Genomic DNA, 26,821 nt, shown 5'->3' with positions numbered 1-26,821 from the left:
GTTTTTTTGAACAATTCATGTATAGCGTATACCACATTATTAGTATTAAATTGAAATCCATTTTATGAATCATTCATTCCAATCAGCTCTCAAGAAATTGCTTAAAATTCAAACCCAATTTTCTCAAGATTCTGCTATACAAAAAATTCAATTACTTAAGATTTTGAATAAGCAACAACTTCCAAAAACTAAATTGCTTATTAAATATCATGATCTGTTATTATTTCTACAAGCCCATCCTGAAACTGATAACTTACAAAATTGGTGTAAGCGGGAATTATTACGGATTACAAAATTTCTAAAAAACCTGAGACCAATCGAAAAAAAGTATTTTGAAAATTCGGGTCTTCCGTACACGGCTTTGTATTCAAGTCTTTCCTGTGAATTGGTTTCCTGGTTATTGGATTCTAAAATTAAAGTTCATTGTGATCTGCCGGATCAGAATGGAACCGAATTGATCGATTTATTAAAATTAAGTTTACCGGATATTGAAAAAGAGTTTACAGCAATATGTGACACGAATGAATCTATATTGGATGCACTGCAAATCCGTAATGCCAAATTACTTCCATTTCTAATAAATCAATTCAAGCAGTTCAACAATACACCATTAATTAAAGATTATTTATTTGATAAACTTCAATTAAACTTTCAAGTTCAAACAACTGGAAACAAAAGATTGAGCAAAGCTTATAACTGCCTACCAGTTCAAGCAATTTATTATCAGCAAGAAATTCAAAAAAAATGGAATTACACAGAAATTTTAAATACAGCTTTGCCTGAAGTTTATTTGTCCGATTCAGCCTGGAAACAGCAGATTGTAAAGGTTTCTAAAATTAAATTATTACTGCTGCAAAGGGAAACCGATCCTGTAACGTATTTAGATGAAAGCAGCATTCGATATTATCCATTGGACAGAGGAATTTCTGTTGCTGTGTTTACGATGGTTCCTGAAAGGCAACTTCCCCTGGAATCCTATGTTGGTTATACCTTATTTAAAAATGGTTATCCTGCTGCGTATGGTGGAGCCTGGATTATGGGCAATCGGGCTTTATTTGGCATTAATATTTTTGATTGGTTTCGTGGTGGAGAGTCCGGATTTATAATGGCCCAATTATTGAGGACATACCGCCAACTATTTTCTGTTGATTATTTTGAAATTGAACCCTATCAATATGGATTAAATAATCCGGAAGGCATTGAATCCGGTGCATTTTGGTTTTACTATCGATTTGGTTTTAGACCTTTGGATCGTGAACTTTATAAACTGGCAAAAGGCGAGGCTGATAAAATGCAAAAAAATAAAGCCTATAGAAGTTCATCGAATATCTTGGTTCGTTTTACAGATTCAAATCTTGCATTTAATTTGGGGAGCAATACACCTTTAGCAATGTGGCAAGTTCGAAACAAGGTTACAGCTATGATTCATTCAAGTTATAAAAATGACAGACAAATAGCAGAAAAGGATTGTATTGAGAAGTTCAACAACTTATTTGGAAAGAGTAAAACGATTTCTAATAAATGTCAAAAAGCATTTATTGATTTCGCTTTAATTTGTGCTGCCTATAAATTAAAAAATCAGAAAGCCTATGAAATAGCCTTTGAACTTTCTGAGTTAAAATCTCAAAATGTGTTTGAGTATCAACATAGCTTGCGTTTGTTTTTGGAATTTCTAAAATAGTTAATCTCCATTTTAAGAAAGGTGTCCATGCATGTGATTACTTTTCAACTCAATCAGTAATTTAATTTAAATATAACTATTAGAATGCGGAGGATGCCGAAAATCCGCTAGAGTAGGCAATCATTTAAATTTTTACACCCTATGAAAAAGATTTTGAATTGGGGAATTGCAGTCATTGCATTCCTCGCTGTTATCGTAACTGCCTGCAAAGATGAAGAGCAGTTAGAGCCAGTGCGTGTCGTCACTGGATTGGATGGTCGAACTCAGGCTAACAACAAAGTGTTTCCGTTAAATTCACAGCCCTTTGGTAAACCATTGGCATCGTGGACGGAGGACTGGTGGCGTTATGCGTTTAGTTTGCCCTGCGAAATTAACCCTTTGATGGATGAAACCGGAATCCATGCAGACAAAGGTCAAAAAGGTCCGGTTTATTTCTTGGTAGGCAATTCTGGTGGATTTTCAACCAGAAAAGTAGTGATACCCTATGGAAAAGGAATTTTGTTTCCAATTATTAATGTAATCAATGATGCTCCTTGTCCAAACTTGGATTACACCCTGGCTCCAGGACAAACGCTGGAAGATTACCTAAAAGATGGTGCAAGAAATGCCATAGATATGGCCGGAAACCTTTCAGTGGAATTGGATGGAAAGCCCATTGGTGGACTGGAGCAATTCCGCGTACCTACTAATTTATTCACATTTGTTGGTGATCCGGACCTAAGCACCTGCCTGGATCCATGTATTTTAGGGATCAAGCAAGATGCCGTGTCAGATGGATATTGGATTCTATTAAAGCCATTGTCTAAAGGAAACCACTTACTCCATTTCCATGGAGAAATCCAGGAATATGAGTTTGTGGTGGATGTCACCTATCAGGTGAGCGTACTCTGATTGACTTAAAATACAAGCGTTCTGAAATTTGATTCGGGTGAATCATAGAAGCAGTACAGGGTACTGCTTCTATTTTTTATGACGCCCTTCTAAATTAACAGAGAATTAAAGCTATATTTAGCGGCTGTATTCATGTGATATGAATAGCTAAACCAAATTTTAAATAAAATTGACCAGATTTCTAACAAGATTTCTGAAATTAAAAAAAAAGTCGAATTGCATGATAACCTTCTTTCAAATATGGAACCTAAATTAGAATTTGATGATTGCTTATTATAAAAAAATTAGTTCTAAAACAAAATAAACGTATATTCATTAACAATTTAAATTTTTTTAAAACATGAAAAAAGTATTAGTATTCTGCTCTTTTATTATTACAACTGGTTTATTCGCTCAAACTGAAGTTAAACCACAAGGCAAACCGGGTCAAGGAGCTACCACTGCTTCTGGTGGACAAGGTGCAACAACTCCAATGGCTCACGTAAGTTGCTGTCCAAAAATTTATGTTAGTACCCCTTCTATTAAAAAAGGTGCTAAACCAGCTACAAAATTGGTTTCATCCAATTTATTTAAAGGAAAAAATCAAGGAATTGACTTAAGTTTTGATGTATTGGATCCTGCAGGTGCAGTTGTACCAAACGGACAAAGTGCAATTAGCCAAAATGCAACAGGTGATATTGTTATCGATGCAGGAAAATTAGCAAAAGGTAAAAAATACCGTTTACGTGTTAAAGCTGGAAATGACAGCGAACTTATAAACCTTTAGTATTTGAAAATTGATATTGCTGAATAAGCAATCTTTGTCCCAGACTATAATGAAGCAGCTTTTAGTTGCTTCATTTTTTTTTGTTTAAAATATTCTTGATTCAAATTAAATTTATTATTTTTCAATAGTCATTGAAAATTGAGCATTGTGTATTGAGCATTTCTTTTGATTCTTCGATTAGACATTTTAATATTCAATGAGCAATGCTCAATGTTCAATGATCAAAGTAAGAGCCAATAGTCATTGAAAATTGTGCATTATATTATACATATAAGCAACAATTTAAAATTCTGCTGCTTCTTCACCGCTGTTGATTGCGCCTTCCATAAATCCCTGCCAATCCGCCAGATGCTCTCCGGCAAAATGTGTATTTAGATGTGCTTGTTTTAAAATCGGCATTGTGCCAAACCACTGTCCTTTCCCATAAAATGCATAAGCTCCTTTAGAATAATTATCCACTCCCCAATAATACATCAAACTTTCACTGAGGTATTTTCGAACATCACCAAAAGCGGGCTTAAGTGCATTTAAAATTAATTCTTCGCGGTGTTGTTTGGTTACTGAGGCCATAGAATCAGCTTTTTCTCCAATTGCATAGGATATTAAAACACCAGAAGGACCAGCCTGATTTTTAGTCGCATGATAAAAATAATGTGCAGGCGTATCGGTTAGCATATCAAAATTTTCTTCCTTCCAAAAGCGCTCTTTAAATACCATTGGAAATTTTCCGATACGCGCATATTGTAAAGAATTAATGGCGTCAAGTTGGTATGATGGCAATCCTGGATTCCATTTTATTTTTTGAAGCGCATAGAGTGGAACCGTACAAATTAATCGGTCGGCAGAAAAACTTTTTCCGTTGTCGCAAATCACCTTAACGCCTATAGCATCCTGATTGATTTGAACTGCGGTATGTTGAGTCAAAATAAATTCGCGCCCAACTGCATCTGCTAATTTTTCTGCCAATAAACCATTTCCTCCTTTGATTTTAAGATCCATTTCATTCTTTTCACTGCTCTCTGCATATTCTGCAAATGCTGCATAGGCTGAAGTATGCCGAATACTTTCACCAAAATCTGTACTATCCATCAATTCACGCAACAATAAATCTCGATCTGAAAATCCTTTATTGGATAAATAGCGCCACCAATCCTGTTTGTCCAATTTGCGTTTTTGTACTGGGGTTAAGGCATTCCAGAGGGTTGTTTTGGCATTCCAGAATTTTTCCAATTCCGGACTCAAATTCCAAGCCCCGGCTTTAAAATAATTGCCTTCAAAGTTGAGATGGGTATCAAACTGGTTGTTTTCGGGTGTTAAACCAAATTCTTTGCAGAGTTCTATGATCCGGGTGTGAGATTCCCCAACCCATTCTGCACCCAATTCGATGGTAAGATTTAATTCCGGATTTGGATTAAATGAAAATACCCTGCCTCCAATTCGATTGCGGGCTTCGAGGATTTGGTATTTAATTCCTTTCTTTTTGAGCGCATATGCTGCAGCCAATCCTGAAAAACCGCTACCCAAAATCAATACTTTTTTAGGTTTTTTCTTAGTATTTAAGCTGGATTTAATTAAATCAGGGCCGACCAGAGCCATTCCGCCTAGTAAACTTCCGGTTTTGAGAAAATCTCTTCGTTTCATCTTTATTATTTAAGGTAAATATAGAAATATGCTCCAATTTTTAGACAATTTGGTTTTCTTAATATTGGCTTAATATTGGACTAAGCGCTTCATCCTAATTTTGCAGTGTAAAAAGTTGAAATGAAAAACATAATGGTCTTTCTATGGCTCATGCTTGGAGTATATTCTATGCATGCGCAAAATCTTGAAATGCTGGATTCTGTATTGAATACTCAGCAAAATGAAATAAAAAATATTAAAAAGGTCAAAATCAGTGGGTATTTCCAACCGGAATTTCAATGGGCTCAATCCAAAGGAATCAAATATCCGGGTGGAGATTTTGCTTCCGCTGTTGATAAACGATTCAGTGTCCGAAGGGCACGGGTGAAAGTTGCTTACCATACGGAGGATTATGAGTTGGTCCTTGTAACTGAAAATACTGAAAAAGGAATTTCACTTCACGATGTTTTTGGTTCGTATACCATGAATAAAGTAGGTTTGAAATACACTGCAGGGATTTTTCCAAGGCCATTTGGTTTCGAACAATCGTATTCAACTTTGGTGCATGAGGGCCCGGAACGAGCTCGTTTTTCTACAACCATGTTGCCGGCTGAGGCGGATCTTGGGTTTAAAGTGAACTATTTCAAGTTGAAACCTTTTAATTTTGAATTAGGAGTTTATAATGGTAACGCCACCGTAGCGGATTTTGATTCCTATAAAGATTTAGTTGCAAGAATTTCGATTGATAAGAAAATAAAAGCTACAAAATTGAGTGGGGGCGTTTCTTTTTATCATGGTAAAGTGATTCAAGGCACGCCGTATAGTTATAAAACAAGTTCACAAAATGGTTTAGTGGCTTTTGTGTTGCAAGATACTCTTGAAAACAAGAAAGGAGATGGTGCACTCAGACAGTACGTTGGCGCAGACATTCAATATGCAATAAACTCCAATTTAGGAACCACGACCTTGAGAGCGGAATGGATTAATGGAACCCAGCCAGCATCTTCTTCAACTTCAGACAGTCCTAGAAGTGGTACCATAGCAAATTATGATATTTATTCCAGAAAATTTAACTCACTTTCGACTTATTTTTTGCAAAACATTGGTAAAACCAATTTACAGTTGGTTGTAAAATACGATTGGTATGATCCGAATACAGATGTTGAAGCAGATGATATAGGAAATAATAATAAATTGAATGCTACAGATATTAAATACAATACTTTGGGACTTGGTTTTAATTATTATTTGAGCAATATGAGAATTATGCTGTACTATGAATTTATTCAAAATGAGAAAGCCACCCATTTAAATGGATATGCTGAAGATTTAAAAGACAATGTATTTACAATTAGAACACAATTTAAATTTTAAAACGAATTGATATGAACATTAAAAGTATTTTATTATTAAGTATTTTATTTTTTGGCGCTTGTAATAATGCAAATCAGCAGAAAGAAGCCGCAGGATCAAAAAATTTAAATATTAAAGGAAGCGATACGGTTTTGCCATTGGCACAAAAATCGGCAGAGCAATATATGAAAACACATACGGATCAATCCATTGCAGTTGTGGGAGGTGGAAGTGGAACCGGTATAACTGCACTTATGGACGGAAATACAGACATTGCCATGTCATCCAGAGATATAAAAGGCGAAGAAAAACTAAAATTTCAAGAGAAACAAATTCAAATTGAAGTTAAAACAATTGCTGTGGATGCATTGGCTGTTATTGTTCATCCAGAAAACAAGGTAGAGCAATTAACCCGTGAGCAATTGGAGAAAATTTTTACTGGTGAAATTACTAACTGGAAGGATTTAGGGGGAATGGATGCACCCATCGTTGTTTATTCACGCGAAAACAGTTCAGGTACCTATGAGTTTTTTAAAGAACATGTAATGAATAAAAAGAATTATGCCAGTACCGTTTTAAATATGCCAGCAACAGGAGCTATTGTACAATCAGTCGGACAAACCAAAGGTGCCATTGGTTATATTGGAGTGGCTTATTTATCAAGTGGAGTTAAGGCAATTAAAGTATCTTACGATGAAGGGAAAACATTTGTTGCGCCTTCTATTGCAACAGCAAAAGATAAAACTTATCCTATTGCCAGACCCCTCTATTATATTTATGATGTAAAAATAGAAAGTAAGGTAAAACCATTTATTGATTATTGTATTTCTCCTGAAGGGCAAAAACTTGTTGAAGAAGTCGGATATATTCCATTGAACTAATGAAATGAGAACACCTCTCAATCAATATTTAGAAACACTCATGGAGTGGATCATTAAAGGCTGTGGATATATATCAGCCTTTATTGTTTTATTAATTGTATTGTTTCTATTTAAAGAAGGAATCTCTTTCATTGGTTCTTCACCAGTTGAAAATCATTATGGTTTATTTACTGGTAAAGGAAATCCTGTTTCACAGCTGACTGCAGAACAGATAAAGGATATATTCGATCAAAAAATTAAAACCTGGGAATCTTTAGGTGGTACAAAAGATCCCATTATTACAATTACTGTAAATGATCTGGAGGATCATTTTACAAAAGAACAGCTTGGTCCTAATTATGAATACCTGAATATTTGCGTGAATCATTTTTTAGACAGCATTCCGGGATCAATTGCATTTTTTTCAGAGCGACAATTGAGTTTGATAGGATCCACGCGTGAAATCGAAATCAAATCAATCAGTTTATGGGATTTTTTGAGTGGACGTGAATGGTTTCCTACTGCACATCCTGCTTCAGTAATGGGAACGTTTCCTTTATTAATGGGGACCTTGGTTGTTAGTTTTTTTGCAATTCTATTTGCATTGCCACTTGGATTGGCTGCAGCTATTTATCTTGCTGAAATAGCAAACCATCGAGTCCGTAACATTTTAAAACCGATTATTGAGTTGCTTTCTGGAATTCCATCTGTGGTCTATGGATTTTTTGGCTTGGTTATTATAGTGCCTATGATCCAGAATGTTTTTCATTTGCCGGTTGGAGAAACTGCTTTAGCTGGTAGTATATTATTAGCAATAATGGCCTTGCCAACGATCATAACGGTTTCAGAAGACGCCATCCGGACAACACCGCAGGCTATGAAGGAAGCGAGTTTTGCTTTAGGAGCCTCACATTGGCAAACGATTTGGAAGGTAATTCTGCCCAATGCTTCTTCTGGTATTACGGCGGCTGCTATTTTGGGTATCGGACGGGCTATTGGAGAAACAATGGCAGTTTTAATGGTAACCGGAAATGCAGCAATTATGCCACACAGTCTTGTGCAACCGGTACGAACCATTCCTGCAACCATAGCAGCAGAGTTGGGAGAAGCTGCTTTTGGTGGATTGCATTTTAAATCTTTATTTGCGCTTGCCTGCATGTTATTTTTAATAACTTTATTGACAAACTTAATTGTGGAGCGGATTACTCTGAAACGAAAAATAAGTTAGTATATGCTGGTATTTCCAAAACATATTGACCGGCGTAAAAAATTGCAGCAAAATATATTTTTTTGGCTGGCACGAATTATTTCCATTCTTATTATCGGGATACTTTTTTTAATCTTGTTTTTTATTTTAAAAAGAGGCTTGCCCGTTGTTACCTGGAATTTTTTCTCCGAAATGCCTACTGAAGGAATGACACAAGGAGGGATATTTCCAGCAATAGTTGGTAGCGTCTATTTGGTATTGGGCAGCATGCTATTTGCATTTCCAATTGGTGTATTATCGGGTATTTATGTAAATGAATATGCACAGGAAGGAAAGTTGAAGGTCTTTATAAAAATGATGACGAATAATCTGGCAGGAATCCCATCCATTGTTTTTGGATTATTTGGTATGGCTTTGTTTGTAAACAAACTTAATTTTGGTGCTTCTATATTAGCTGGTTCACTTACTTTGGCTTTGTTGGCATTGCCGTTAATCATTCGGACAACAGAGGAGAGTTTAAAAGCCGTGGATTCCACATTTCGCCATGCGAGTTATGCTCTTGGTGCTTCAAAATTTTATACCATACGAAAAGTTGTAATTCCTATAGCATTTCCAAATATAATTACCGGGTTAATCTTAGGAATCGGAAGGGTATCCGGTGAAACAGCTCCAATATTATTTACGGTAGCTGCGTATTTTCTACCAAAATTACCACAATCTGTTTTTGATCAATGCATGGCGCTGCCATATCACTTGTATGTGATTGCTACCAGTGGCACAAATGTTGAGGCAAGTCGGCCGATAGCATATGGCACTGCGGTCGTTTTAATTGGAATCGTATTTATAGTAAATTTATCAGCAAATTATTTGCGCAATCATTTTGGGAAGAAAGTAAAAATGAAATAAAAGCATGCACGCTAAATTAGAAACAAAACACGCTGAATTATATTATTCTGATTTTCACGCTTTAAAGAATGTATCTGTTCAAATACCAGAAAAGACAGTAACCGCTTTAATCGGACCGTCAGGTTGTGGAAAATCAACTTTTCTGCGATTATTTAATAGAATGAATGATCTGATCGAAGGGGTTAAAATTTCAGGAGAGATTCTCAAGGATGGGAAAGATATTTATAAAATACGTACTTCAGCCATTGATGCTTTACGCAGAAAGATTGGGATGGTGTTTCAAAAGCCAAATCCCTTCCCAAAAAGTATATTTGAAAATGTTGCATATGGATTACGTGTCAATGGGATTCAGGATAAGAAAGTGATCGAAGAGCAAGTTGAAAAAGCTTTGCACCAGGCAGCACTGTGGAATGAAGTAAAAGACAAATTAAAAAAATCGGCTTTCGACCTTTCGGGGGGACAACAACAAAGACTTTGTATCGCACGCGCATTGGCAATTGAACCTTCTGTATTGCTGATGGATGAACCGGCATCGGCATTGGACCCCATTTCTACCAGTAAAATTGAGGAATTAATATATGATTTAAAGAATAACTTCACCATTTTAATAGTCACCCACAACATGCAACAGGCAAGTCGTGTTAGTGATTATACCGGTTTTTTCTTAATGGGTGAATTGGTTGAATTTAATGAAACTAAGAAAATATTTACAAATCCAGATAAACAACAAACCGAGAATTACATTACCGGACGTTTTGGTTAAAAAATTGAACTATGTTGCAAGTTGAAAATGAAATACAGGAACTGAGAGATCAACTGATTGAGATGTGGGATCTTACCATCAAGCAGTTGGATAATACCGAAAGTGCATTTAAAAATTTTGAACGCGATCTGGCATTGGAAGTTCAACAAACAGAGCGTCGGGTAAATGCATTTGAATTAACAATAGATCGTGCATGTGAAAATTTTATTGCCTTGTTTCAACCCGTGGCTACTGATCTTCGTTTTGTTTTGTCTACCTTGAAAATTAATACCAATCTGGAGCGCATAGCAGATATTGCTTGCGGAATTTCGGAATTTGTATCAGATTCAGACGATCGATTTAATGCTGAAATAATTAAATTGATGGATGCCGATAAGATGCTCACGCTATCCATTGAAATGCTTAAAGAATTAAGGGAAGCCTATATTTTGGAAGATACCAAATTGGCAAGAACAGTTTATAAAAAGGACAAAATGCTCGACAAGTTGAATGATGTTGCCAGCTATAAAGCATTGGAATGTTTGGAAAAATTTCCGGATGAGAAACGTCAAACACTACACGTGCTCTCTATCATTCGAAAAATTGAACGGGTTGGTGATCAGGCTAAGAACATAGCAGAAGAAATCATATTCTACCTGGATGCTAAAATCTTAAAGCATAAGAAAAAGGAGAAGGAAATTAATTAAGAATTAATAATTAAGAATTAAAAATTAATAATTGCAGGAGCGCAGCGGACATCCCGCGTACTCGCGGGAAGAATGAATAATTAATAATTTAGAATGAATAATTAAGAATTATGAGAGTGCAGCGGAAATCCCACGTTAGTGCACGATAAATTAGGAATTTAGGCTGTGCTATAAAAAAAGTATTTCAGTCTTTAGCCATTCATTTCCACCATCACTTGATTTTTTAATAAATCCTCCATGCTTTCGCGTTGACGGATTAAATAATGTTTTCCTTCATGGATCAGTACCTCCGCTGGTCGGAATCGCGAATTGTAATTAGATGACATAGTAAAACAATAGGCTCCGGCATTTTTAAAGCATAAAATATCCCCTGGATGAATTTCTGCTACAACCCGGTTATTGGCAAATGTATCCGTTTCACAGATATAACCTACAACATTATATACACGAGGTTTTCCAGATGGATTGGAAACATTGAGAATGTGATGGTACGCATCATAAAACATCGGTCTGATTAAATGATTTAATCCCGAATCAACCCCGGCAAATACAGTAGAAGGAGTTTGCTTGATTACATTGGTTTTCACAAAAAAGAAACCGCATTCAGACACCAGATATTTACCTGGTTCAAAATACAATTTTAATTTTCGTCCATAGTCTTTGCAAAATTGATTAAAAGATTTAGAAAGTACCTGACCCAATTCTTCTACATCGGTACAAACGTCATCTGGCTTGTAAGGAACTTTAATGCCGCTCCCAAAGTCAATAAATTCCAGATCGGGAAATTTTTTCGCAGTATCATACATGATTTCTGATGCAAATGCAAATACTCCGGCATCCAGAATATCTGACCCTGTATGCATGTGCAATCCATTAACCTTTAATTTGAGCGTATCAACCAATCGCAACACCAAAGGCATTTGATAAATTGAAATTCCAAATTTACTGTCAATATGCCCGACTGAAATTTTTTCATGTCCACCTGCCATCACATGCGGATTGATGCGGATTCCAATTTTTACATTAGGATGATGGTGGCCGATATATTCTAGGGTTTCAATGTGATCGATGTTGATTTGAACTCCCAATTGAATGGCCATTTCAACTTCATCTGGGGCTACACAATTTGGAGTGTAAATAATTTCCGATGGTTTAAACCCTGCCTTTAATCCAGTCCAGATTTCTTGAACAGATACACAATCCAAACCAACACCCCATTGTTCAATCAACTTCAGAATGTTTATGTTGTTAAGCGCTTTACAGGCAAAGTGAATTCCTAATTCCGGAACATCAAATGCTGCTTTCAGACGGTCAATTTGTCTTTTAATTATTGAAGAATCATATACATATACCGGTGTATGGTAGGTTTCAATTAACTCAGAAACCGGAATGTTCTGAATGCTGTATTGACCATCAATTAAGTCCATAAATTATTTTTTTTGCAATAATAAGCAAAAAATCAACCCATGGGTGATTGGGTATTCGAATTTTAATAGGGAAGGCTATTTGTTTTGCACCCGGTCCATTTCTTAAGAGCTTTTAACATCTGCTGTTTATCAGCATCCCCGAAATCACGGATTCTGGTACGATGCCCACCATTATATTTGACATACTTGAGTGCATTTGTTTTTGGATCAGGATTTACTGCGCATGAAGTCCAGGTATCCAGGCCTCCATAGATATATAAAATGTTGCGACTTTCATGGGTAGCTTTTTCATGCATTGTTTTCATGTAATCGCCATGATAACTTAGATTCGCATTTTTTGGACAAAATTCCAAGTTGGACAATTGCTTATTAATTAATAAATCACTTACCCCGGTTGTATCAAATCCATAATATCCATATTCTGTCATAAATTGGTAATACGCTGGGAGATACTCCGTGCAGGAAGTTTTGTCGTAATAATTGAAATCAATGACCTCTTCTATATGCTCAAAAATAATTTTAGCAGTAGCCTGGGATCCTGGAATTTCCTGACAACCAAATCCCCATTGCCAAAATGAAAAGGGATATTCCATCGCTGCAAAATCAATTATACGGTCTTTATCTATTTCAAAAATGACTCCATCCCGTTGTTCCATTTCTACCAAAAGTTGTTTTAATTCTTTTCGATGATTTAAAATCATGCGTTGAAAATCTCTGACTTTCATTCTGCATTCCGGTGTACCAACTGTTGATTGATAATGTATCACCGTTCGGGGATCTTCCTGCGCCAGAGGAAATGGTGCAACATATGCAATGCTCGCTTTTAAATTTTTTGGATAGTTTAAACTGTACAATGCAGCTGTCGTGCCTCCTTTTGAAATTCCCGTTGCAATCCAAGCTTTTTTATAAATGCCTGACAATTTAGTTTGAATGATATTCAAATCTTCTAATGCCTGTTTTTGATTGAGCAGTGACCAATCAATAATTGCAGGTTTTGAATTAGCAAAAAACCGGTATTCAACTGAAAATTGATTGGCATCAAAAATTAAACTGGCTTCATAAATTCGATCGGCCACTTGATAACCTTCTGTTACTATAACATTTGGTTTTTTAAATCCTTTATGATATAATAGTATTTTTTGTGGAAAGTGACCTTTCGACGGATTTGAATGGTCCAATTCTTGTTGAATAATAAGTTCCCAAAAAAATTGAAAATTATCTTTCGGATCTAATTCATTAATTTGAATTCCCTGAAAACTTTCTTTTAAATAAGATTTTAATAATTCAGCATCACTTTTCTTTTTTGCAAAGCTTGAGGTGGAAGCAGATAGAATCAATAAAATCAGAATGTATTTATTCATAAAAAACAAGATTGGTAGTGTGTATTAAATAAATTGAATGCCGTCTTCGAGATTGAGTTCAAATACATCAGGTTGACAGCCAAATTTATTTGCATAGGCGTTGCTTATACCTTGGGTATAGCTTGTTTTAAAATTTTCAGGTATCAAATGCAAAGTAGCTCCTCCAAAACCGCCTCCCATCATTCGGGCGCCATAGGCCATTTGGCTAATTTTTGCAAAATCAACTAAAAAATCCAATTCAGAGCAACTCACTTTGTATAATTTCCTCAGTCCTTCATGTCCATTCAATAAACAACGTCCGATATTTTCAAATTGTTTGAGTTCCAATAAATCAACCATTTCGAGAACCCGTTGATTTTCTTCATTAATATATATAAGGTATTTAAAAAATTGGCTGCTCAGTTTTTTTTCAAAGCTCTGAATTTGCTCCCATGTGAGATCACTCAAATTGTTAATTTCAGGAATTGAGTTTTTGACGATTTTCAAAAGCTCCTTACAGGATCTTGATCGGGAGTTGTAATCAGTATGAATTAATTGATGTTTGACACGAGTGTCAATGATCAACCAACAAACAGGACCTTCCGGAATGGGTATATATTTAAAATTCCAATCACTGCATTGAATTAAAAGGGCATGATTTTTCTTGCCATTAAATATACTGATTTGATCCATCATACCCCCTTCAAGGCCGGATGCTTTTTCAGCAGTAACGGCAAGCTCCGTTAATTTTTCAATTGTAAGTTTTAAAGATCCAAGCTCATTTAATATGGTAATAAATCCACAACTGATGGCAGAGGAAGAAGAAAGGCCTGCTCCAACTGGCAGGTCGCCATCAAAGGCCAATTTAAAATCAGGCCAGGAATATCCTTTTTGTCTCAAAAGGTCCCAAACTCCTTTAAAATAGATTGCCCAACCGGGAATTTGATGTTGCGATTTTGGAAACCAGGATTCATTGTACTTGAGACTGATGATTTCAGATTCTCCGGAAGGAACATAACCAAAGTAGATGGCTTTTTGAAATGTACCCGGTAAACACAGGCCCTGATTGTAATCAGTATGTTCTCCAATTAGGTTTACGCGTCCCGGAGCTTTTAAAAAATTGGGTCTTCCTGTAACTAAACGATTTTTAATGAGGGTTTTATATATTAATTCTGTAGACATTTGTACTGGATGCGAAAATAATTTAAAATCTTAAAATTCTTACTAATTTCGTTGCGCTAAGATTTTATGTAATTATTAAAAAATAGAATTTATGGCATAAAAATAGCGGGTTATTAAAGTTCTTATATTATTCAATGGAATTATAATGTATAGTTACCGCTTTCGTTCTTTTGTAGTCTAAATAAAACTACATGAGACCAATCGGGAAAAACCAGGAAATAAATTTCACTAAGGAATGCTAACCTTTGTTAAATTCTTGGTACTTAATAGAAATAAATTTATTTAATCTTAAATCTTTTAAAATGAAAAAATTAATATTATTCTTCTCTTTGGCTGCATGTGTTTTCGTTTCTTCAAATGCGCAATCAACTTCAACTCCAACTGAAAAAGCTCCAAAAACTACAACTCCAAAAGAAAAAACAGGTGCTGTTTCTGTAAAACCAACAGCTGAAACTGCTCCAGTTGCAATGAAAGATCACGTTTGTACAGTTGCTTGTAAGGATGGAGCACATGCTTATGTTCATGGTGAAAAAGGTCACGTATGTGGTGATGCTTGTAAGAAAATGAAATCTGCAAAGTCAACTAAAATGACTCCAAAGAAAACAACAAGCAGCTCTACACCAACAACAACTACACCTCCACCAGTTGGAACTGCCACAGATGATTCAAAATCATTAAAAATGAAGAAATAAACTAAAGCAATTTTTGTTTTACAATATTTCATTATCAAGAAAAAGAGGGTCCAGTCAACTGGATCCTTTTTTTTTTTTTTTTTTGTAAAAATGAAATACGTATAATTTCAGATCAATTTATAATTCTGAACTAACTTGAAAAATCACTATGAATAAAATTAACGGATTAAACTCAAATCACCCCAAAGCTTTTTAGTTTCTCCGTTGGTCCATTCCACTTCAATCAAGTAAATAAATACGCCAGGATTTAATTTTTGATTTTTGAAAGTTCCATCCCAGCCCTGGGAAGGATCATTTGGTTGAAAATTTGTTTTGTAATAAACCTGATCACCCCAACGATTGTAAATGCTCATGTAATTAATCTGTTTATAACTGTCTTCAGCAACAATAGGATAAAACCAGTCATTGATATTGTCTCCATTTGGACTAAATGCATTTGGTAGCCAAATGCCTCTTTTTATAATCTGTATTAATATCGTGGCGCTAGCTGTGCAACCATTCTTTGTGATGTAGCTAACCGTAAATGAAGTTTCATTTTCAAGGTTTTTAACAACAGGATTTGGACAATCTGTACAGCTTAAATGATCTGCAGGACTCCAGAGTATGCTTGCAATAGAATCCGGAGGGCTTGTAAATATTGGATTTAATGTTAGCTGGTCCCCTAGATTTATTTTTACACTGGGAGGCAAACTTACTCCAACCGGTGTGGCCTGATTTATAAAAATATCTTTTACAAGCACGCAACCGTTTGAATCTACGATTTTAATCTTTTTCAATCCAGGACTTAAGTTTGAAACACTACTTCCAGCAATCAAAACATTGTCTATATAATAGCTCAATGGGAATTGACCTCCGGTAACTCCCAATATTATTATTGTTCCGGTTTCACCCTGGCATTTTGGTTGTTGCGCTATGTATTGAAAATCTGTTGGGAGATTTTTATTTTCAATTACATCTGCTGAATCCTGACTCGTACATCCATTAATAGGATTCGTCACAATAACATAGTACCGACCTTCTTTATTTGCATCTATATGAATATCATTTGGATTTGAAACAATGTTTCCGTTTGATGTGGTCCAAATTGTGGAAAAATTCGGACCGGCATTGGTTATAATACCATCTAATTGGGTCGTTGTTCTGGAACAAGTAAGTTCCAATGGTTTCGAAACAGTGACAATAGGTTTTATTCGATCTTCATGTACCAATAAACTATCTTCTGAGCTGCATTTATTTACAGTATCAATTACAGTAAAATAATACCAACCGGGTTTATTGATCTGAATCACAGGTAAATTTGAATTGCTAAGAATTCCACCGGAACTGTTTAACCATTTATAGTGGAACCTGTTTATTGGGTTTACGGTTTGTGCAACTAAAGTTAAAGTATCTACTTTGCAATTGAGGATTCCGGCAGGTAATAATACCAAAGGGGGTTTGACAAGATCCGGAATAACAAGGATCGAATCACTGGCTCTGCATCCATTAATTAAATTTTGCACTTGTAAAATGTATAAACCGGGACCTCCAATTTGAATCGAGGCATTGGCAGGATTTCCTAACAATTGACCGTTACTGGTTTGCCATAAAAAATCATTCGCTGCACCTGAAGCAAAACCTGTTAATTGAATTTGTGTGGTTTCGCAATTCCAAAATTGGTCCACTCCAGCATTGACAATCGGTGCCATGGTATCTATTCGGACAAGCAGTTGACTGCTTGTCTGGCATCCATTGATTTGATCAGTGGCTGTAAATAAATAAGTTCCAGGTTTGTCAATTAAAACTGAAGCAGAATCTACTTTACTGATAAAGTTTCCATTAGCGCTTGTCCAAATTATCTTTAGTGGATTCCCAGTTTGTGAACTTGCGGTTCCAGATAAAAGGATACTTTTTTTAATGCACGTAAGAGTATCTGGATTTTGTAATTGAATTATGGGCTTATTTAAATCTGGATTAACTTGTATCAATGCACTGTCTTTGCAGCCATTCATCGTATCCATTACAATTAATTTGTACGTTCCTGGAGTCGTGACTTCAATTTGATTGGTAGTACTTCCATTGCGAATCGTTCCATTGGCAGTAGTCCAATTGTATAAAATGAATAAACCGGAACTGCTAAGGGAACCGTCTATAATTTTTAAACTATCCTTGCAGCTAAACACTAAATCAGGCCCTGCATTCGCAATGGGTTTTAAAGTGTTTTCATCGACAAAAACAGAGTCCATGTTTTCACAAGAATTTGTTGTATCAACTATGCGAATGAAATACCATCCTTTTTTATCAACCAATGGATTGATGCTATTTTGTCCGGAGACAACATTTCCGGTTGGACTGGACCATAGAATGGTCAAGGAATCGTTTGGATTAATTTGTGCTTGTAATTGAATTTGATTGGTCTTGCAGTTTATCGTTCCACCGGTACCGGCATCAAGTTGTGGTATGGTTCTTAGGTCTATTACATTCAGACTATCGTTGGTAAAGCATCCATTGATGGTATCGAGTATATTAAGACGAACAATTCCAGATTGGGTAAATTGTTTATTAATAAGACTGTCTTCTTTTGGTCTATTCTGATTGTTAAAGCTCCAATAATAATTTAAATTGGTAGCATTATTATTTTGCAAATTAGTAACAAGAACTGTGTTGTTTTTACAATCAATGTTTAAATCAGGACCTAATTCTATAAGCGGCTTTAGGGTATCAATCTTAATAACCCAATATGTGCTATCGCTACAGAAATTTCTATTGTCAATAATTTTTAATTTATAAATTCCGGTTGAAGAATCTGAAAGTGTGGAAATGCCCGTAGTGTTGGTCAGGTTAGGTTTGGTCCAGGTAATTGCATAGTTAATGCTATCAGATGGAATTGCATGAATGTTAATTGTTTTTTTCTTACAGTTAATTAAGCTGTCCCCAAAAATTCCAACTATAGGTTTCAAGGTATCTGCCGGAACATCATAGTCTAATACCAGCGTGCATCCAGAACCCTGGTCTGTAATGGTAACAGAATATTTTTTAGCAGTATTAATAATAATTTCTTCCGTCGACTGGCCTCTCAATATACTGGAATCAGGGCTCCATTTATAACTATACAATCCACTTCCTGTATTGATCAAGGCTTTAAGATGGATAGAATCTTTCCGGCAATTTTCTTTCCCATTGATATCCAAAATACCTGCGAGTACATCGGGAGCATTAAATTCTATGGAGGCTTCCTGTTCACACATCACTGCCCCATTGGTATAGATTACTTTTACGGTATAAATACCGGAACCTTTGGCTTTAGCAGTTAATCCATTTTTTGAAATAATTTTTCCAATGTCAGTTGTCCATTCATAACGAATGTTGGGACCCGCTGAAGATCCAATCGCAGATAAGTCAAATGGATCGGAAGAACATTTGGGAGGATTCAAAATGTCAATTCTGGCAACCAGGTTTACAATTTCAACGACTACTTGATCCATTTCCATGCAGGTTTCATACAAAGCAATGTCATCCACTGCAAAGTCATTGCCACCCCGAATCCCGGTGGATTCACTTAAACAGATTTGGGTAGAAGTTGACGTTGCAGTAAACCGAACGGTGTATAGAACCCAATTGCACAAACCACCTGCTGTAGTTGTGCCAACAGAATTTCCATTAACCTTCACATTGAGTTGTGCAATGTTAAATGCTACTACAGACTGACTCCAAAATTCAAATTGATAAATTCTTCCAACAACTGTAGGAATGGTCTGGCACCAGAAATTTGTTCCGGCTACAGGATGCCCATTGAGCAATAGCATATTTCCACTACCGGTGGTATGGTCTCCGCAATTGGTAAAACCCCCATTCCATGAAGAAGGATTAGGTGTAACAAAGTATTCTCCTTCGGTAGTATTTACTGGAGTAAAGGTGTAGCTTGAACTAAAACTCGAATTACCACTTTCGAAGTCTCCGTTTTTGATGAGATTGGTAGTTGATATGCCTTCGGCAGTCAGTTTGTACGTATATCGACCAGGAATTTTTTGAGTGACAAAAGGATCTAAAATATTTGGATTACTCAATCCTCCGGTGGGTGTCCAATAAAATTTCGTAAAGTTTCCTTGCACAGAGCCCATTAATTGTAATGTTTGACTTGAATCACATTTAACCAAGTCTGGCCCCGCACTAACGACCAAGCCTGTACATTGTGCATGCGATTGTATAGCAAAGAAGTTAAACAGTATAAAAACAAAAAGTATTTGAATGCTTTTTTCTATACGTAATATATTAATACAAAAGCTTTTAGAGATTTCCATTGCCTATAAAAGTACAACAAAATTCAATCACTATTTGTGGAAAATAATTTAGATGGATTGGTAGAAATTTAAATAAGCAACTGAAATCCTCTGAATAGAAGATGAAGTTACAGATCCGATTTTAAATCAAGTCAAGCGTATTCAATCGTTTATTCTTTTAAGTATATAGTGATATACATTGATTCCATCTTTCGTAACGATGTATGAATCAATAAATGAATAGCCATGTTTGGACATAAAATTGAGCGCATCGATCATGCTGTTTAATTCCAGACTTTTACCCTGTTCGTCAACCAGCCGGGTATCTTTCTGGGACCAGTATTTTTGTCGCTGACCAAAATCAATTTCAACATTCATTTTGGTTGAGAGAAACTTTTCAGTTCCGACAATCTCAACATAATCAGTTTTAATCGAATCCATAGGAACCCCATTCACTGTTTGAGCATGAATTCCATTCATTGTGATTAAGAATAAGGTATAAAGCATGATGTGTTTCATAAAAAGTATAATTTATTGGAATTAAATTGGCATTAAGAAAACAGCAATTATTATTAATAGTGTTGAAAATTATTTTCCATATTTCAAATGCAAAACCTTTGCATGTCCCTTTGAACTTACATTGACAATATAGAGATTATCATATTCAGAATCTGGTATGTTGCCATATACATTGGTACCAATAAGAATATTGAGTAAGACATTGGTGGTATTTGAATGTCCTACAATGTAAGCTACCTGATTGTGGTATTGATTCAAAATGGAGTTTACCAATTCGTCCAATTTAGCAGGGTCATAAATTTGTGTGGATACGGAGTTATTGGATGCAATTTTTGAACTTGTTTCTTTGGTGCGGTTGTAGTTTGTAGAATACACAGCCTGAATTTTAGTATTTTTTAGAACCCGGGCCAATTCAGTGGCTCGTTCTTGTCCCAAGGCGCTAAGCGATGGATCTGTACCGATTCCTGTAGTTTCAGTATGCCTGGACAAAATAAAGGTTGTTGCAGAATCCTCAATGTATTGTTTTAGAATTAACGTATCCGTTTTATGGATTACTAAGGTATCGGTCACAGTTACTGTTTTTATAATGGTTTCCGGATCTTTTTCGCATGAAAGGAAAAAGGAGGAAAGTGTTAAGGATACCAAATACAAGCTTATTTTATATATAGGCATGATAACAGATTTGTGTAAAGGTAGAAATTAAATATCAGTCGCAAGTTAAGTTGTAACAAGCTAAGCTTAGAATTAATTTGTTAGAATAAGACTCATTCTAATAATTATGGTATTGAACGGATGCGGAATCCTTAAGATTAGAATTTTAATAAAAACTAATGTTTATTGAAAATATTTTTAATTTTGTTCTGGAATATTCCAAATAAATTTATTAAATCTGATCTAGGGACTTTAATTCCCCTTTTGAAAAAAATTAATTAAAAAACATATTGCAATGAAAAACGGCTACCTGTCTTTATTTTTTACCCTGCTAGGTGGGTTCAGTTTATATTCCCAAAATGTACTTACAGAAGATTTTATTTTTGATCCAATTGATAGTTTAGAAAATTTAGGCAATTGGTATCGCAGTGGTATAAATTCAGATTTCAATATTAAAGTCGTTTCTCCCGGACTTGAATATGATGGATATGTTGGATCGGGTCGGGGGAATTGCAGCCAAATTAAAAATGCAGGTGAAGGAGATGTTATTTTGAGAAGATTTAGTCCAGACATTACTTCAGGTGCAGCATACATGTCTTTATTAATTAAAGTTGATAGCCTGCCTACGACCCTTACACAAGGATACTGCATTTCTTTCAATCCAAATACAGGTGGCACCAATCTTAATACTGCTTTACATATTAAAAGGCTAACTGACACAAGCTTTAACCTGGGTGTTCGGAAGATTGGAATTGTAGATTTTAGTAATTCAACTTTTGAGATACATAAAACTTACCTCGTCGTTCTGAAATATGCCATTTATCCAGGTACAAGCAATGATTCATCCAGGTTGTATGTATTTACAAATGGAGTGCCCGCTGAAGAACCTAATATTCCATTGGCAGGAACCATTGATGGGGATGATTTCACAGGACAAGCATTTGTTTGTTTAAGCAATAATTATGCACAAACAGGTATGCTCGGTTGTGACATTAAAATCGACGCCATTCGGGTAGGCACTTCATGGGAAACCAGTGTGTTAGCCGTATTGACTTCTGTTGCCGATGAAAAGTCTGTCCAAGATTTTAAAAATGAAAATTTTCCAAATCCATTTCATAGCAATACAAAAATCAGTTATCAGCTACCGGAGAAAGGAAGGGTAAAAGTTAGCATTTACAATGCGAATGGAATTCAATGCGCTGAGCTAATTGATAAAATTGAAGAAAGCGGAACGCATGAAGTAGAATGGGATGCTAGCAATATGCCAGCCGGCAATTATTCCTGTTTAATCCAATTTAATGGAAAGACAATTAGCAATAAATTGTTGTTGATAAAATAAAAGGAATTTTGCTGTTCCTTGAAACAATATAAACTAAAATAAAAATCCCCTTATCCGGGAGAATAAGGGGAAATGTGATTGTTGAGGTCGAGAGCGGATTCGAACCGCTGTAGCAGCTTTTGCAGAGCTGAGCCTAGCCACTCGGCCACCCGACCTAAAAGGGAGGGCAAATATACTTGTTTCATCTAAATATTTTAAATGATTTAGTAATTCTTCCCTTTAAGTAATTCATGATAATTATACGGGTAAAAAATCCTTTAATTTGAGTTATATTCCTGATATTGAGATCTTTATACCAAAATAATCAGTAGAAAAATCCGGAGAAATACCCATTCCTACCGACTTTTGAGTCTGCCTAAATAAGGTTCGATTGATACCCGGATAGAGCCAATAGGCTAGTTTCGTGCTCAGCATTCCAATACCGGCTCCTGTTGCGATATCGGTCAACCAATGTCTGTTATTAAGCATTCTAAATACTCCCGTTCCTGTTGCAATAGTATAACCTGCTATCCCAATCCAGATAGAATGATCCTTGTATTCCTGCCATAAAAACTCTGCACCGGCAAATGCAGTTGCAGTATGTCCGGAAGGAAACGAATTAAATGAAGTTTTATCAGGACGTTCAATCTTGGTACTATATTTTAAACTCAAAACGACAGCAGTCATAATGATGTAGGAACAGGTCAATGCAATACTTCGTTGCTTTAAACTGTGTTTAGAATTTAAACCAAAAATATCAAGACCCAATCCACATGCAGCCGGTGCATACTGACTAAAATCGTCAATACTTAATTTGCGATCTATATGTTCTCCAAGCTCATGTTGTATCGTACCATTAATAAATCGCAACGTATGATTTTCAATGCCTACAATTCCATACACAATTCCAATTGAAGGAAGTATCAATTGCTTGTAATCAAACTTTAATAATTTGTCAGTTGAATTTAAGGTTTCTGATTTCGGTATCAGATGACGTTCTGGTTCTATTTGCGAGTAAGATACAAAGGACATGAAAGCAAATAATAGGTAATAACTTATTTTTAAATTCATCTTTTTGATTTAGTGATCTTCAATATTAATTGCATTGAATGAAAATTAACCGGCAATTGAAACACCAATCAAACTTCCAATGCCAAAAGTTATTGCAGCAGCCATTAAACCAAAAAGAACTTGCCTTATACCAGAATACCAAACATTTTTTCCTGTGAATAAAGTAATGGACGAACCAATTATAAATAATCCAATAGCACTCAATCCGGCACTAAAGAAAACGGCTTTCATGCCACCAATAAAAAAATAAGGAATCACAGGAATAACGGCCCCAACCGCAAATAATATAAATGAAGTTATGGCAGCTTCCATTGCAGAACCTTTTAATTCCTCCGGATTAATCCCTAATTCTTCTTTGACCAATAATTGATGAGCTTGTTTTGTATTTTTAATCAATTCACTGGCCATTTTTCGAGCCTGATCTTCTGGAATACCCTTTGCAATATAAATTAAAGCCATTTCTCTTTCTTCTCCTTCAGGATTACTTTCCAATTCATCCAGTTCCAATTGCATTTGATTTTCATAGAGCTCTTGCGAACTTTTAACCGAAATCCATTCACCCAAGGACATGGATAAGGCTCCTGCCAATAATCCTGCCAAGCCAGTCAACAATACTTCATTTTGTCCACTGGTTGCACCTGCAATCCCCATAACTAAACTAAAATTGGAGACCAGTCCATCATTTCCTCCTAAAACAGCTGCCCGCAATGCATTGCCTCCAACGGAACGGTGCCTTTTTTCAAAACGAGCAAGGCTTGTTCCAGATATCGTGGTATTCGTGTTAAGTATATTCTTTAAGATACTCACATGCGCAGTATCAGAAATAGATGGATTTGTTTTCCCTTCAGATCTTGTTTTTAAAATAGCATTAGAAATACTTTTTTCAGTATCTAACAATACACCAAGAACATAATCGTTTCCGAAAAATTTTCCAACCATTTTTAAAGTTTTCGCTCTCCAGGATGGTTTAGGTAATTTTGAAAGTCCGATACTATTTTTGGCAAGAAAAGCTTTTGCATGACCGGATTCAATGTCGGCCATTTCATAAAAAATCTTAGCAACATTCGGATCACTTTCTGTTTCTGCTAAATAGGAATATAAAAAACCTGCATCTACTTCGGTTTGTATGTTCTTCTGATTAATCATCTTTGTATCTTGTAATTAAGATTAAAATCTACCTGATGATACTAAAGGATCCGGATTTTAGTTTAGTTACAGCTGCTTGGTTTTCAATATAACGAATTTTATATTCTGCCAGGTACATGTAGGTTTCGACGGGAGCTGGTAAAGATTTAAATTTCCCATCCCAACCAATTTTATAATCTCCTGAATAGTCGTAAATAATTTGTCCCCATCGATTGTAAATTTTTATCTTATACTCTTCAATTACATCCCCACATTTATTTGCAGGCCTAAAATCATTATTTAATTGATCGCCATTATCGGGAGTAAAAACATTTGGAAATTTTAAGCAATCACAGTCATCTATTAAAACAGCATTAAAATATTTAATGCCACAATCATCAAGGGTATCAAAGGCAACTTTTTGATAAATACCGGATTTGGTTAGGATTGTATCACCATATTGAAAATGATCGCAAAAATATACTGTGTCTAATTCAATAAGGGTATCTGTTTTATAAACCTTAGAAAGGTTCAAATTTATTATCAAGCTGTCACAAGCTGCTTGACTCTTAAGAATCAATTGATATTTACCGGGATTTGTATAGCTTTGATTGTGGAGATTAAATTCTTTACCGCAGTATTCCTGAGAAATCGTGGTTGAATCGACTTTGATTTTTTTAATATCAATTATATATGTTGAATCGCAAACTCCGCTTTGTCCAGGAATTGTAAGTAAATTAATTCCCTCTTTGTCAAAATTTTTTCCTTTAAAAGAGAAACTAGATCCTTCGCAAATGCTTGCAAAAACAGTATCTACAAAACCGGATTTTACAATCAGATTTTTAGTTATGCTTTTTACCACACAGCTAAATTGCAAAACCCGTGTCACGGCATACGTTCCGGGATTATGAAATAAGTATTTAAGATCACCATCCTGTCGAATGGTATCTTGATCAATGATCCAATAACCTGTTCCAGGACCAGCAGATTGATCGATGAACTGAACTTCGCCAGGGCACACCACACTAGGCGCATCAAATTCTGGTGTCAGTAAGGGAATTTCTTCGCATAATGTGAATTCTTTTAATAAAGAATCCTTGTAGTTAATATAATCAATAATGCGATGTCCTGATTTTAATTGATAGCTAAAGTCAGCTATCTGCCAGGTGGGTTTGTAAATTGCTAATTCAGGGGTTACATCAATATCATGGCAACCTGAAAGAAATTGGTTATCCGTTTTGATAATCAAACCCTGACTGACATTTTTATCAGTATAGGCTCTTGAAAATCCACCCAATAAAACAGAGCCCATGCTGCTTTTTCGCACACGGGTATACTGAGAGCCGTGCATGTTGTATAAAAATGCTTTCCGTATGCTACCATCTTTTCGAATGACGTACAATGCATTTTTATTGGGAGCATTGGGTCCTGAAATATCATGGGCTGAAAAAGACAAAGTACTTACACCAATTGCATAGTCTCCATTGTTTAATAATGCAAGACCCTCACCGATCGTGCTAAGGTCTCGTCCATAGTTAACTTCATAAACATTTGCAAATACGGTATTCATGGCACTATCCACTTTAATTAAAAATGGGTCACTTGCAGAGCTGGTATAGTCGATTTCCAAAATGGTAGTATATCCCGTAATCAGATAATTATCCTGTGCGTCTACCAATAAATCAAATGCACTGGTACTCTGATTGGTGTATCCATAGGTTTTAAATGCAATGGGATTCCCAATAGGATCAGCTTTTAAAATAAATGCCTGAAATGTAGCATCCGCAATGCATCGACCTGTGACAATCAGATTTCCTTTTGAGTCGAGCTTTACAGCATAAGCTTCGTCATAAGTTCCTGCAGGATTGCCAAAAGTTTTTGACCACAAGATATTTCCCATAGCATCCAGTTTCAATATATAAATGTCTGCAGCAATTTTATCTGTACCGTAGAAAGCAGTATTTCCTACTATAACAAAACCTCCATCCGGAGTTTGGACTAAATCTCTCCCGAATTCGGTATTGTTGCCAATGCGTTTCATCCAAATGACCTGTCCTGATTTTGAAATTCGTCCTGCTAAAATGGATGCAAGAAAAAAGCCGGTTCCAAGGTTAAAGCTGAAAACGATATCGCCTTCCGAAGTTTCAACGATGCCTGCATTGGTGTTGGTAGGAGCTCCTGAAGCACCCAAGGATTTAGTCCACAGCACGTGGCCGGTGCAATCATAACGACTAATAAAGCCTTCTGAATGCTGAGGCGTCAAAGTGTCTGTCAGAAATCCAAGCGTTACAAATCCATCATCAGAAAGTGTTTCCACATCATAAAAACTGGCTTCGTTATTTTTACTTCCTGGGACAAAGACCTGTGGGCCGTAAGTTTTTTGGAAGCGGATTGATTGCGCAATTCCCTGATTTATAATAAATAATACAATGGTAAAAAGAAATATGCGAATGGTATGTGGCATAATAAATTCAATTTAATGACAATGTAGTATATTTCAATTG

Annotated in this window: 21 protein-coding genes and 1 tRNA gene; 11 read left to right on the top strand and 11 right to left on the bottom strand. The window is 35.7% G+C overall.

Annotated features, from left to right (window positions below):
• Positions 1–64 precede the first annotated feature (64 nt).
• The 3 genes from IPJ80_04465 (at position 65) to IPJ80_04455 (ending at position 3,338) form a co-directional block, all read left to right on the top strand.
• Positions 65–1,681: a hypothetical protein gene (locus IPJ80_04465; GenBank protein MBK7912732.1), complete on the top strand. Its 1,617-nt coding sequence runs from the start codon at positions 65–67 to the stop codon at positions 1,679–1,681.
• Positions 1,682–1,822: 141 nt separating this feature from the next.
• A complete protein-coding gene (locus IPJ80_04460) occupies positions 1,823–2,572 on the top strand; it encodes a hypothetical protein (GenBank protein MBK7912731.1) in 750 nt (249 codons plus the stop codon).
• Positions 2,573–2,912: 340 nt separating this feature from the next.
• Entirely contained in the window at positions 2,913–3,338 is a 426-nt protein-coding gene (locus IPJ80_04455; GenBank protein ID MBK7912730.1) for a hypothetical protein, read from the top strand.
• A gap of 282 nt (positions 3,339–3,620) precedes the next feature.
• Here IPJ80_04455 and IPJ80_04450 read toward each other — a convergent pair whose 3' ends face one another.
• Positions 3,621–4,979, bottom strand: a complete 1,359-nt coding sequence (locus tag IPJ80_04450; GenBank protein ID MBK7912729.1) for an FAD-dependent oxidoreductase — start codon at positions 4,977–4,979, stop codon at positions 3,621–3,623.
• Positions 4,980–5,099: 120 nt separating this feature from the next.
• On the opposite strand from IPJ80_04450, the gene IPJ80_04445 reads away from it, so the two are divergent.
• The 6 genes from IPJ80_04445 to phoU are packed head-to-tail and all read left to right on the top strand — an operon-like array spanning position 5,100 to position 10,733.
• Complete coding sequence (locus IPJ80_04445) at positions 5,100–6,332, top strand: hypothetical protein (GenBank protein ID MBK7912728.1); 1,233 nt, start codon at positions 5,100–5,102, stop codon at positions 6,330–6,332.
• 11 nt (positions 6,333–6,343) lie between these two features.
• Positions 6,344–7,192, top strand: a complete 849-nt coding sequence (locus IPJ80_04440) for a phosphate ABC transporter substrate-binding protein (protein MBK7912727.1) — start codon at positions 6,344–6,346, stop codon at positions 7,190–7,192.
• Between the two features lie 4 nt (positions 7,193–7,196).
• On the top strand, positions 7,197–8,399 hold the full coding sequence (gene pstC, locus IPJ80_04435) for a phosphate ABC transporter permease subunit PstC (GenBank protein ID MBK7912726.1): 1,203 nt from the start codon (positions 7,197–7,199) through the stop codon (positions 8,397–8,399).
• A gap of 3 nt (positions 8,400–8,402) precedes the next feature.
• Positions 8,403–9,284, top strand: coding sequence for a phosphate ABC transporter permease PstA (gene pstA, locus IPJ80_04430; protein MBK7912725.1), 882 nt, complete (start codon positions 8,403–8,405; stop codon positions 9,282–9,284).
• A 4-nt stretch (positions 9,285–9,288) separates the two neighbouring features.
• Complete coding sequence (locus IPJ80_04425; protein MBK7912724.1) at positions 9,289–10,047, top strand: phosphate ABC transporter ATP-binding protein; 759 nt, start codon at positions 9,289–9,291, stop codon at positions 10,045–10,047.
• Between the two features lie 11 nt (positions 10,048–10,058).
• Complete coding sequence (gene phoU, locus IPJ80_04420; GenBank protein MBK7912723.1) at positions 10,059–10,733, top strand: phosphate signaling complex protein PhoU; 675 nt, start codon at positions 10,059–10,061, stop codon at positions 10,731–10,733.
• Between the two features lie 191 nt (positions 10,734–10,924).
• Here the strand turns inward: phoU and lysA are convergent, their stop codons facing one another.
• The 3 genes from lysA to IPJ80_04405 form a co-directional block, all read right to left on the bottom strand.
• On the bottom strand, positions 10,925–12,160 hold the full coding sequence (lysA, locus tag IPJ80_04415; protein ID MBK7912722.1) for a diaminopimelate decarboxylase: 1,236 nt from the start codon (positions 12,158–12,160) through the stop codon (positions 10,925–10,927).
• Between the two features lie 62 nt (positions 12,161–12,222).
• Positions 12,223–13,521: a hypothetical protein gene (locus tag IPJ80_04410; GenBank protein MBK7912721.1), complete on the bottom strand. Its 1,299-nt coding sequence runs from the start codon at positions 13,519–13,521 to the stop codon at positions 12,223–12,225.
• A gap of 24 nt (positions 13,522–13,545) precedes the next feature.
• Positions 13,546–14,682: a hypothetical protein gene (locus tag IPJ80_04405; GenBank protein ID MBK7912720.1), complete on the bottom strand. Its 1,137-nt coding sequence runs from the start codon at positions 14,680–14,682 to the stop codon at positions 13,546–13,548.
• A gap of 302 nt (positions 14,683–14,984) precedes the next feature.
• Between IPJ80_04405 and IPJ80_04400 the strand changes: the two genes are divergently transcribed.
• Entirely contained in the window at positions 14,985–15,374 is a 390-nt protein-coding gene (locus IPJ80_04400; protein ID MBK7912719.1) for a hypothetical protein, read from the top strand.
• A 158-nt stretch (positions 15,375–15,532) separates the two neighbouring features.
• On the opposite strand, the gene IPJ80_04395 is transcribed toward IPJ80_04400, so the two are convergent.
• The 3 genes from IPJ80_04395 to IPJ80_04385 form a co-directional block, all read right to left on the bottom strand.
• Complete coding sequence (locus IPJ80_04395) at positions 15,533–19,474, bottom strand: gliding motility-associated C-terminal domain-containing protein (protein MBK7912718.1); 3,942 nt, start codon at positions 19,472–19,474, stop codon at positions 15,533–15,535.
• Positions 19,475–19,795: 321 nt separating this feature from the next.
• Positions 19,796–20,152 (bottom strand): hypothetical protein, encoded by a 357-nt coding sequence (locus IPJ80_04390; protein ID MBK7912717.1) that lies wholly within the window; start codon positions 20,150–20,152, stop codon positions 19,796–19,798.
• Positions 20,153–20,221: 69 nt separating this feature from the next.
• Positions 20,222–20,824: a histidine phosphatase family protein gene (locus IPJ80_04385; protein ID MBK7912716.1), complete on the bottom strand. Its 603-nt coding sequence runs from the start codon at positions 20,822–20,824 to the stop codon at positions 20,222–20,224.
• Between the two features lie 274 nt (positions 20,825–21,098).
• On the opposite strand from IPJ80_04385, the gene IPJ80_04380 reads away from it, so the two are divergent.
• Positions 21,099–22,142, top strand: a complete 1,044-nt coding sequence (locus IPJ80_04380) for a T9SS type A sorting domain-containing protein (protein ID MBK7912715.1) — start codon at positions 21,099–21,101, stop codon at positions 22,140–22,142.
• Between the two features lie 84 nt (positions 22,143–22,226).
• On the opposite strand, the gene IPJ80_04375 is transcribed toward IPJ80_04380, so the two are convergent.
• The 4 genes from IPJ80_04375 to IPJ80_04360 form a co-directional block, all read right to left on the bottom strand.
• A tRNA-Cys gene (locus IPJ80_04375) sits at positions 22,227–22,297 on the bottom strand.
• Between the two features lie 112 nt (positions 22,298–22,409).
• Positions 22,410–23,192, bottom strand: coding sequence for a phosphatase PAP2 family protein (locus IPJ80_04370; GenBank protein ID MBK7912714.1), 783 nt, complete (start codon positions 23,190–23,192; stop codon positions 22,410–22,412).
• A gap of 45 nt (positions 23,193–23,237) precedes the next feature.
• Positions 23,238–24,338 (bottom strand): VIT1/CCC1 transporter family protein, encoded by a 1,101-nt coding sequence (locus tag IPJ80_04365; protein MBK7912713.1) that lies wholly within the window; start codon positions 24,336–24,338, stop codon positions 23,238–23,240.
• Positions 24,339–24,366: 28 nt separating this feature from the next.
• Positions 24,367–26,781, bottom strand: coding sequence for a gliding motility-associated C-terminal domain-containing protein (locus tag IPJ80_04360; GenBank protein ID MBK7912712.1), 2,415 nt, complete (start codon positions 26,779–26,781; stop codon positions 24,367–24,369).
• Between the last annotated feature and the right edge of the window lie 40 nt (positions 26,782–26,821).

Source organism: Saprospiraceae bacterium, assembly GCA_016714025.1.
In the GTDB taxonomy this organism is placed as follows: Bacteria; Bacteroidota; Bacteroidia; order Chitinophagales; family Saprospiraceae; genus Vicinibacter.
Note: the sequence above shows the minus strand (reverse complement) of the source record. Positions and strands in the feature narration are given on the sequence as shown.

Excerpts from the sequence above, each read along its gene's own strand:
- IPJ80_04465 (MBK7912732.1), top strand. The coding sequence starts at position 65 with ATGAATCATTCATTCCAATCAGCTCTCAAGAAATTGCTTAAAATTCAA.
- IPJ80_04460 (MBK7912731.1), top strand. The coding sequence starts at position 1,823 with ATGAAAAAGATTTTGAATTGGGGAATTGCAGTCATTGCATTCCTCGCT.
- IPJ80_04455 (MBK7912730.1), top strand. The coding sequence starts at position 2,913 with ATGAAAAAAGTATTAGTATTCTGCTCTTTTATTATTACAACTGGTTTA.
- IPJ80_04450 (MBK7912729.1), bottom strand. The coding sequence starts at position 4,979 with ATGAAACGAAGAGATTTTCTCAAAACCGGAAGTTTACTAGGCGGAATG.
- IPJ80_04445 (MBK7912728.1), top strand. The coding sequence starts at position 5,100 with ATGAAAAACATAATGGTCTTTCTATGGCTCATGCTTGGAGTATATTCT.
- IPJ80_04440 (MBK7912727.1), top strand. The coding sequence starts at position 6,344 with ATGAACATTAAAAGTATTTTATTATTAAGTATTTTATTTTTTGGCGCT.
- pstC (MBK7912726.1), top strand. The coding sequence starts at position 7,197 with ATGAGAACACCTCTCAATCAATATTTAGAAACACTCATGGAGTGGATC.
- pstA (MBK7912725.1), top strand. The coding sequence starts at position 8,403 with ATGCTGGTATTTCCAAAACATATTGACCGGCGTAAAAAATTGCAGCAA.
- IPJ80_04425 (MBK7912724.1), top strand. The coding sequence starts at position 9,289 with ATGCACGCTAAATTAGAAACAAAACACGCTGAATTATATTATTCTGAT.
- phoU (MBK7912723.1), top strand. The coding sequence starts at position 10,059 with ATGTTGCAAGTTGAAAATGAAATACAGGAACTGAGAGATCAACTGATT.
- lysA (MBK7912722.1), bottom strand. The coding sequence starts at position 12,160 with ATGGACTTAATTGATGGTCAATACAGCATTCAGAACATTCCGGTTTCT.
- IPJ80_04410 (MBK7912721.1), bottom strand. The coding sequence starts at position 13,521 with ATGAATAAATACATTCTGATTTTATTGATTCTATCTGCTTCCACCTCA.
- IPJ80_04405 (MBK7912720.1), bottom strand. The coding sequence starts at position 14,682 with ATGTCTACAGAATTAATATATAAAACCCTCATTAAAAATCGTTTAGTT.
- IPJ80_04400 (MBK7912719.1), top strand. The coding sequence starts at position 14,985 with ATGAAAAAATTAATATTATTCTTCTCTTTGGCTGCATGTGTTTTCGTT.
- IPJ80_04395 (MBK7912718.1), bottom strand. The coding sequence starts at position 19,474 with ATGGGCTCTGTGCAAGGAAACTTTACGAAATTTTATTGGACACCCACC.
- IPJ80_04390 (MBK7912717.1), bottom strand. The coding sequence starts at position 20,152 with ATGAAACACATCATGCTTTATACCTTATTCTTAATCACAATGAATGGA.
- IPJ80_04385 (MBK7912716.1), bottom strand. The coding sequence starts at position 20,824 with ATGCCTATATATAAAATAAGCTTGTATTTGGTATCCTTAACACTTTCC.
- IPJ80_04380 (MBK7912715.1), top strand. The coding sequence starts at position 21,099 with ATGAAAAACGGCTACCTGTCTTTATTTTTTACCCTGCTAGGTGGGTTC.
- IPJ80_04370 (MBK7912714.1), bottom strand. The coding sequence starts at position 23,192 with ATGAATTTAAAAATAAGTTATTACCTATTATTTGCTTTCATGTCCTTT.
- IPJ80_04365 (MBK7912713.1), bottom strand. The coding sequence starts at position 24,338 with ATGATTAATCAGAAGAACATACAAACCGAAGTAGATGCAGGTTTTTTA.
- IPJ80_04360 (MBK7912712.1), bottom strand. The coding sequence starts at position 26,781 with ATGCCACATACCATTCGCATATTTCTTTTTACCATTGTATTATTTATT.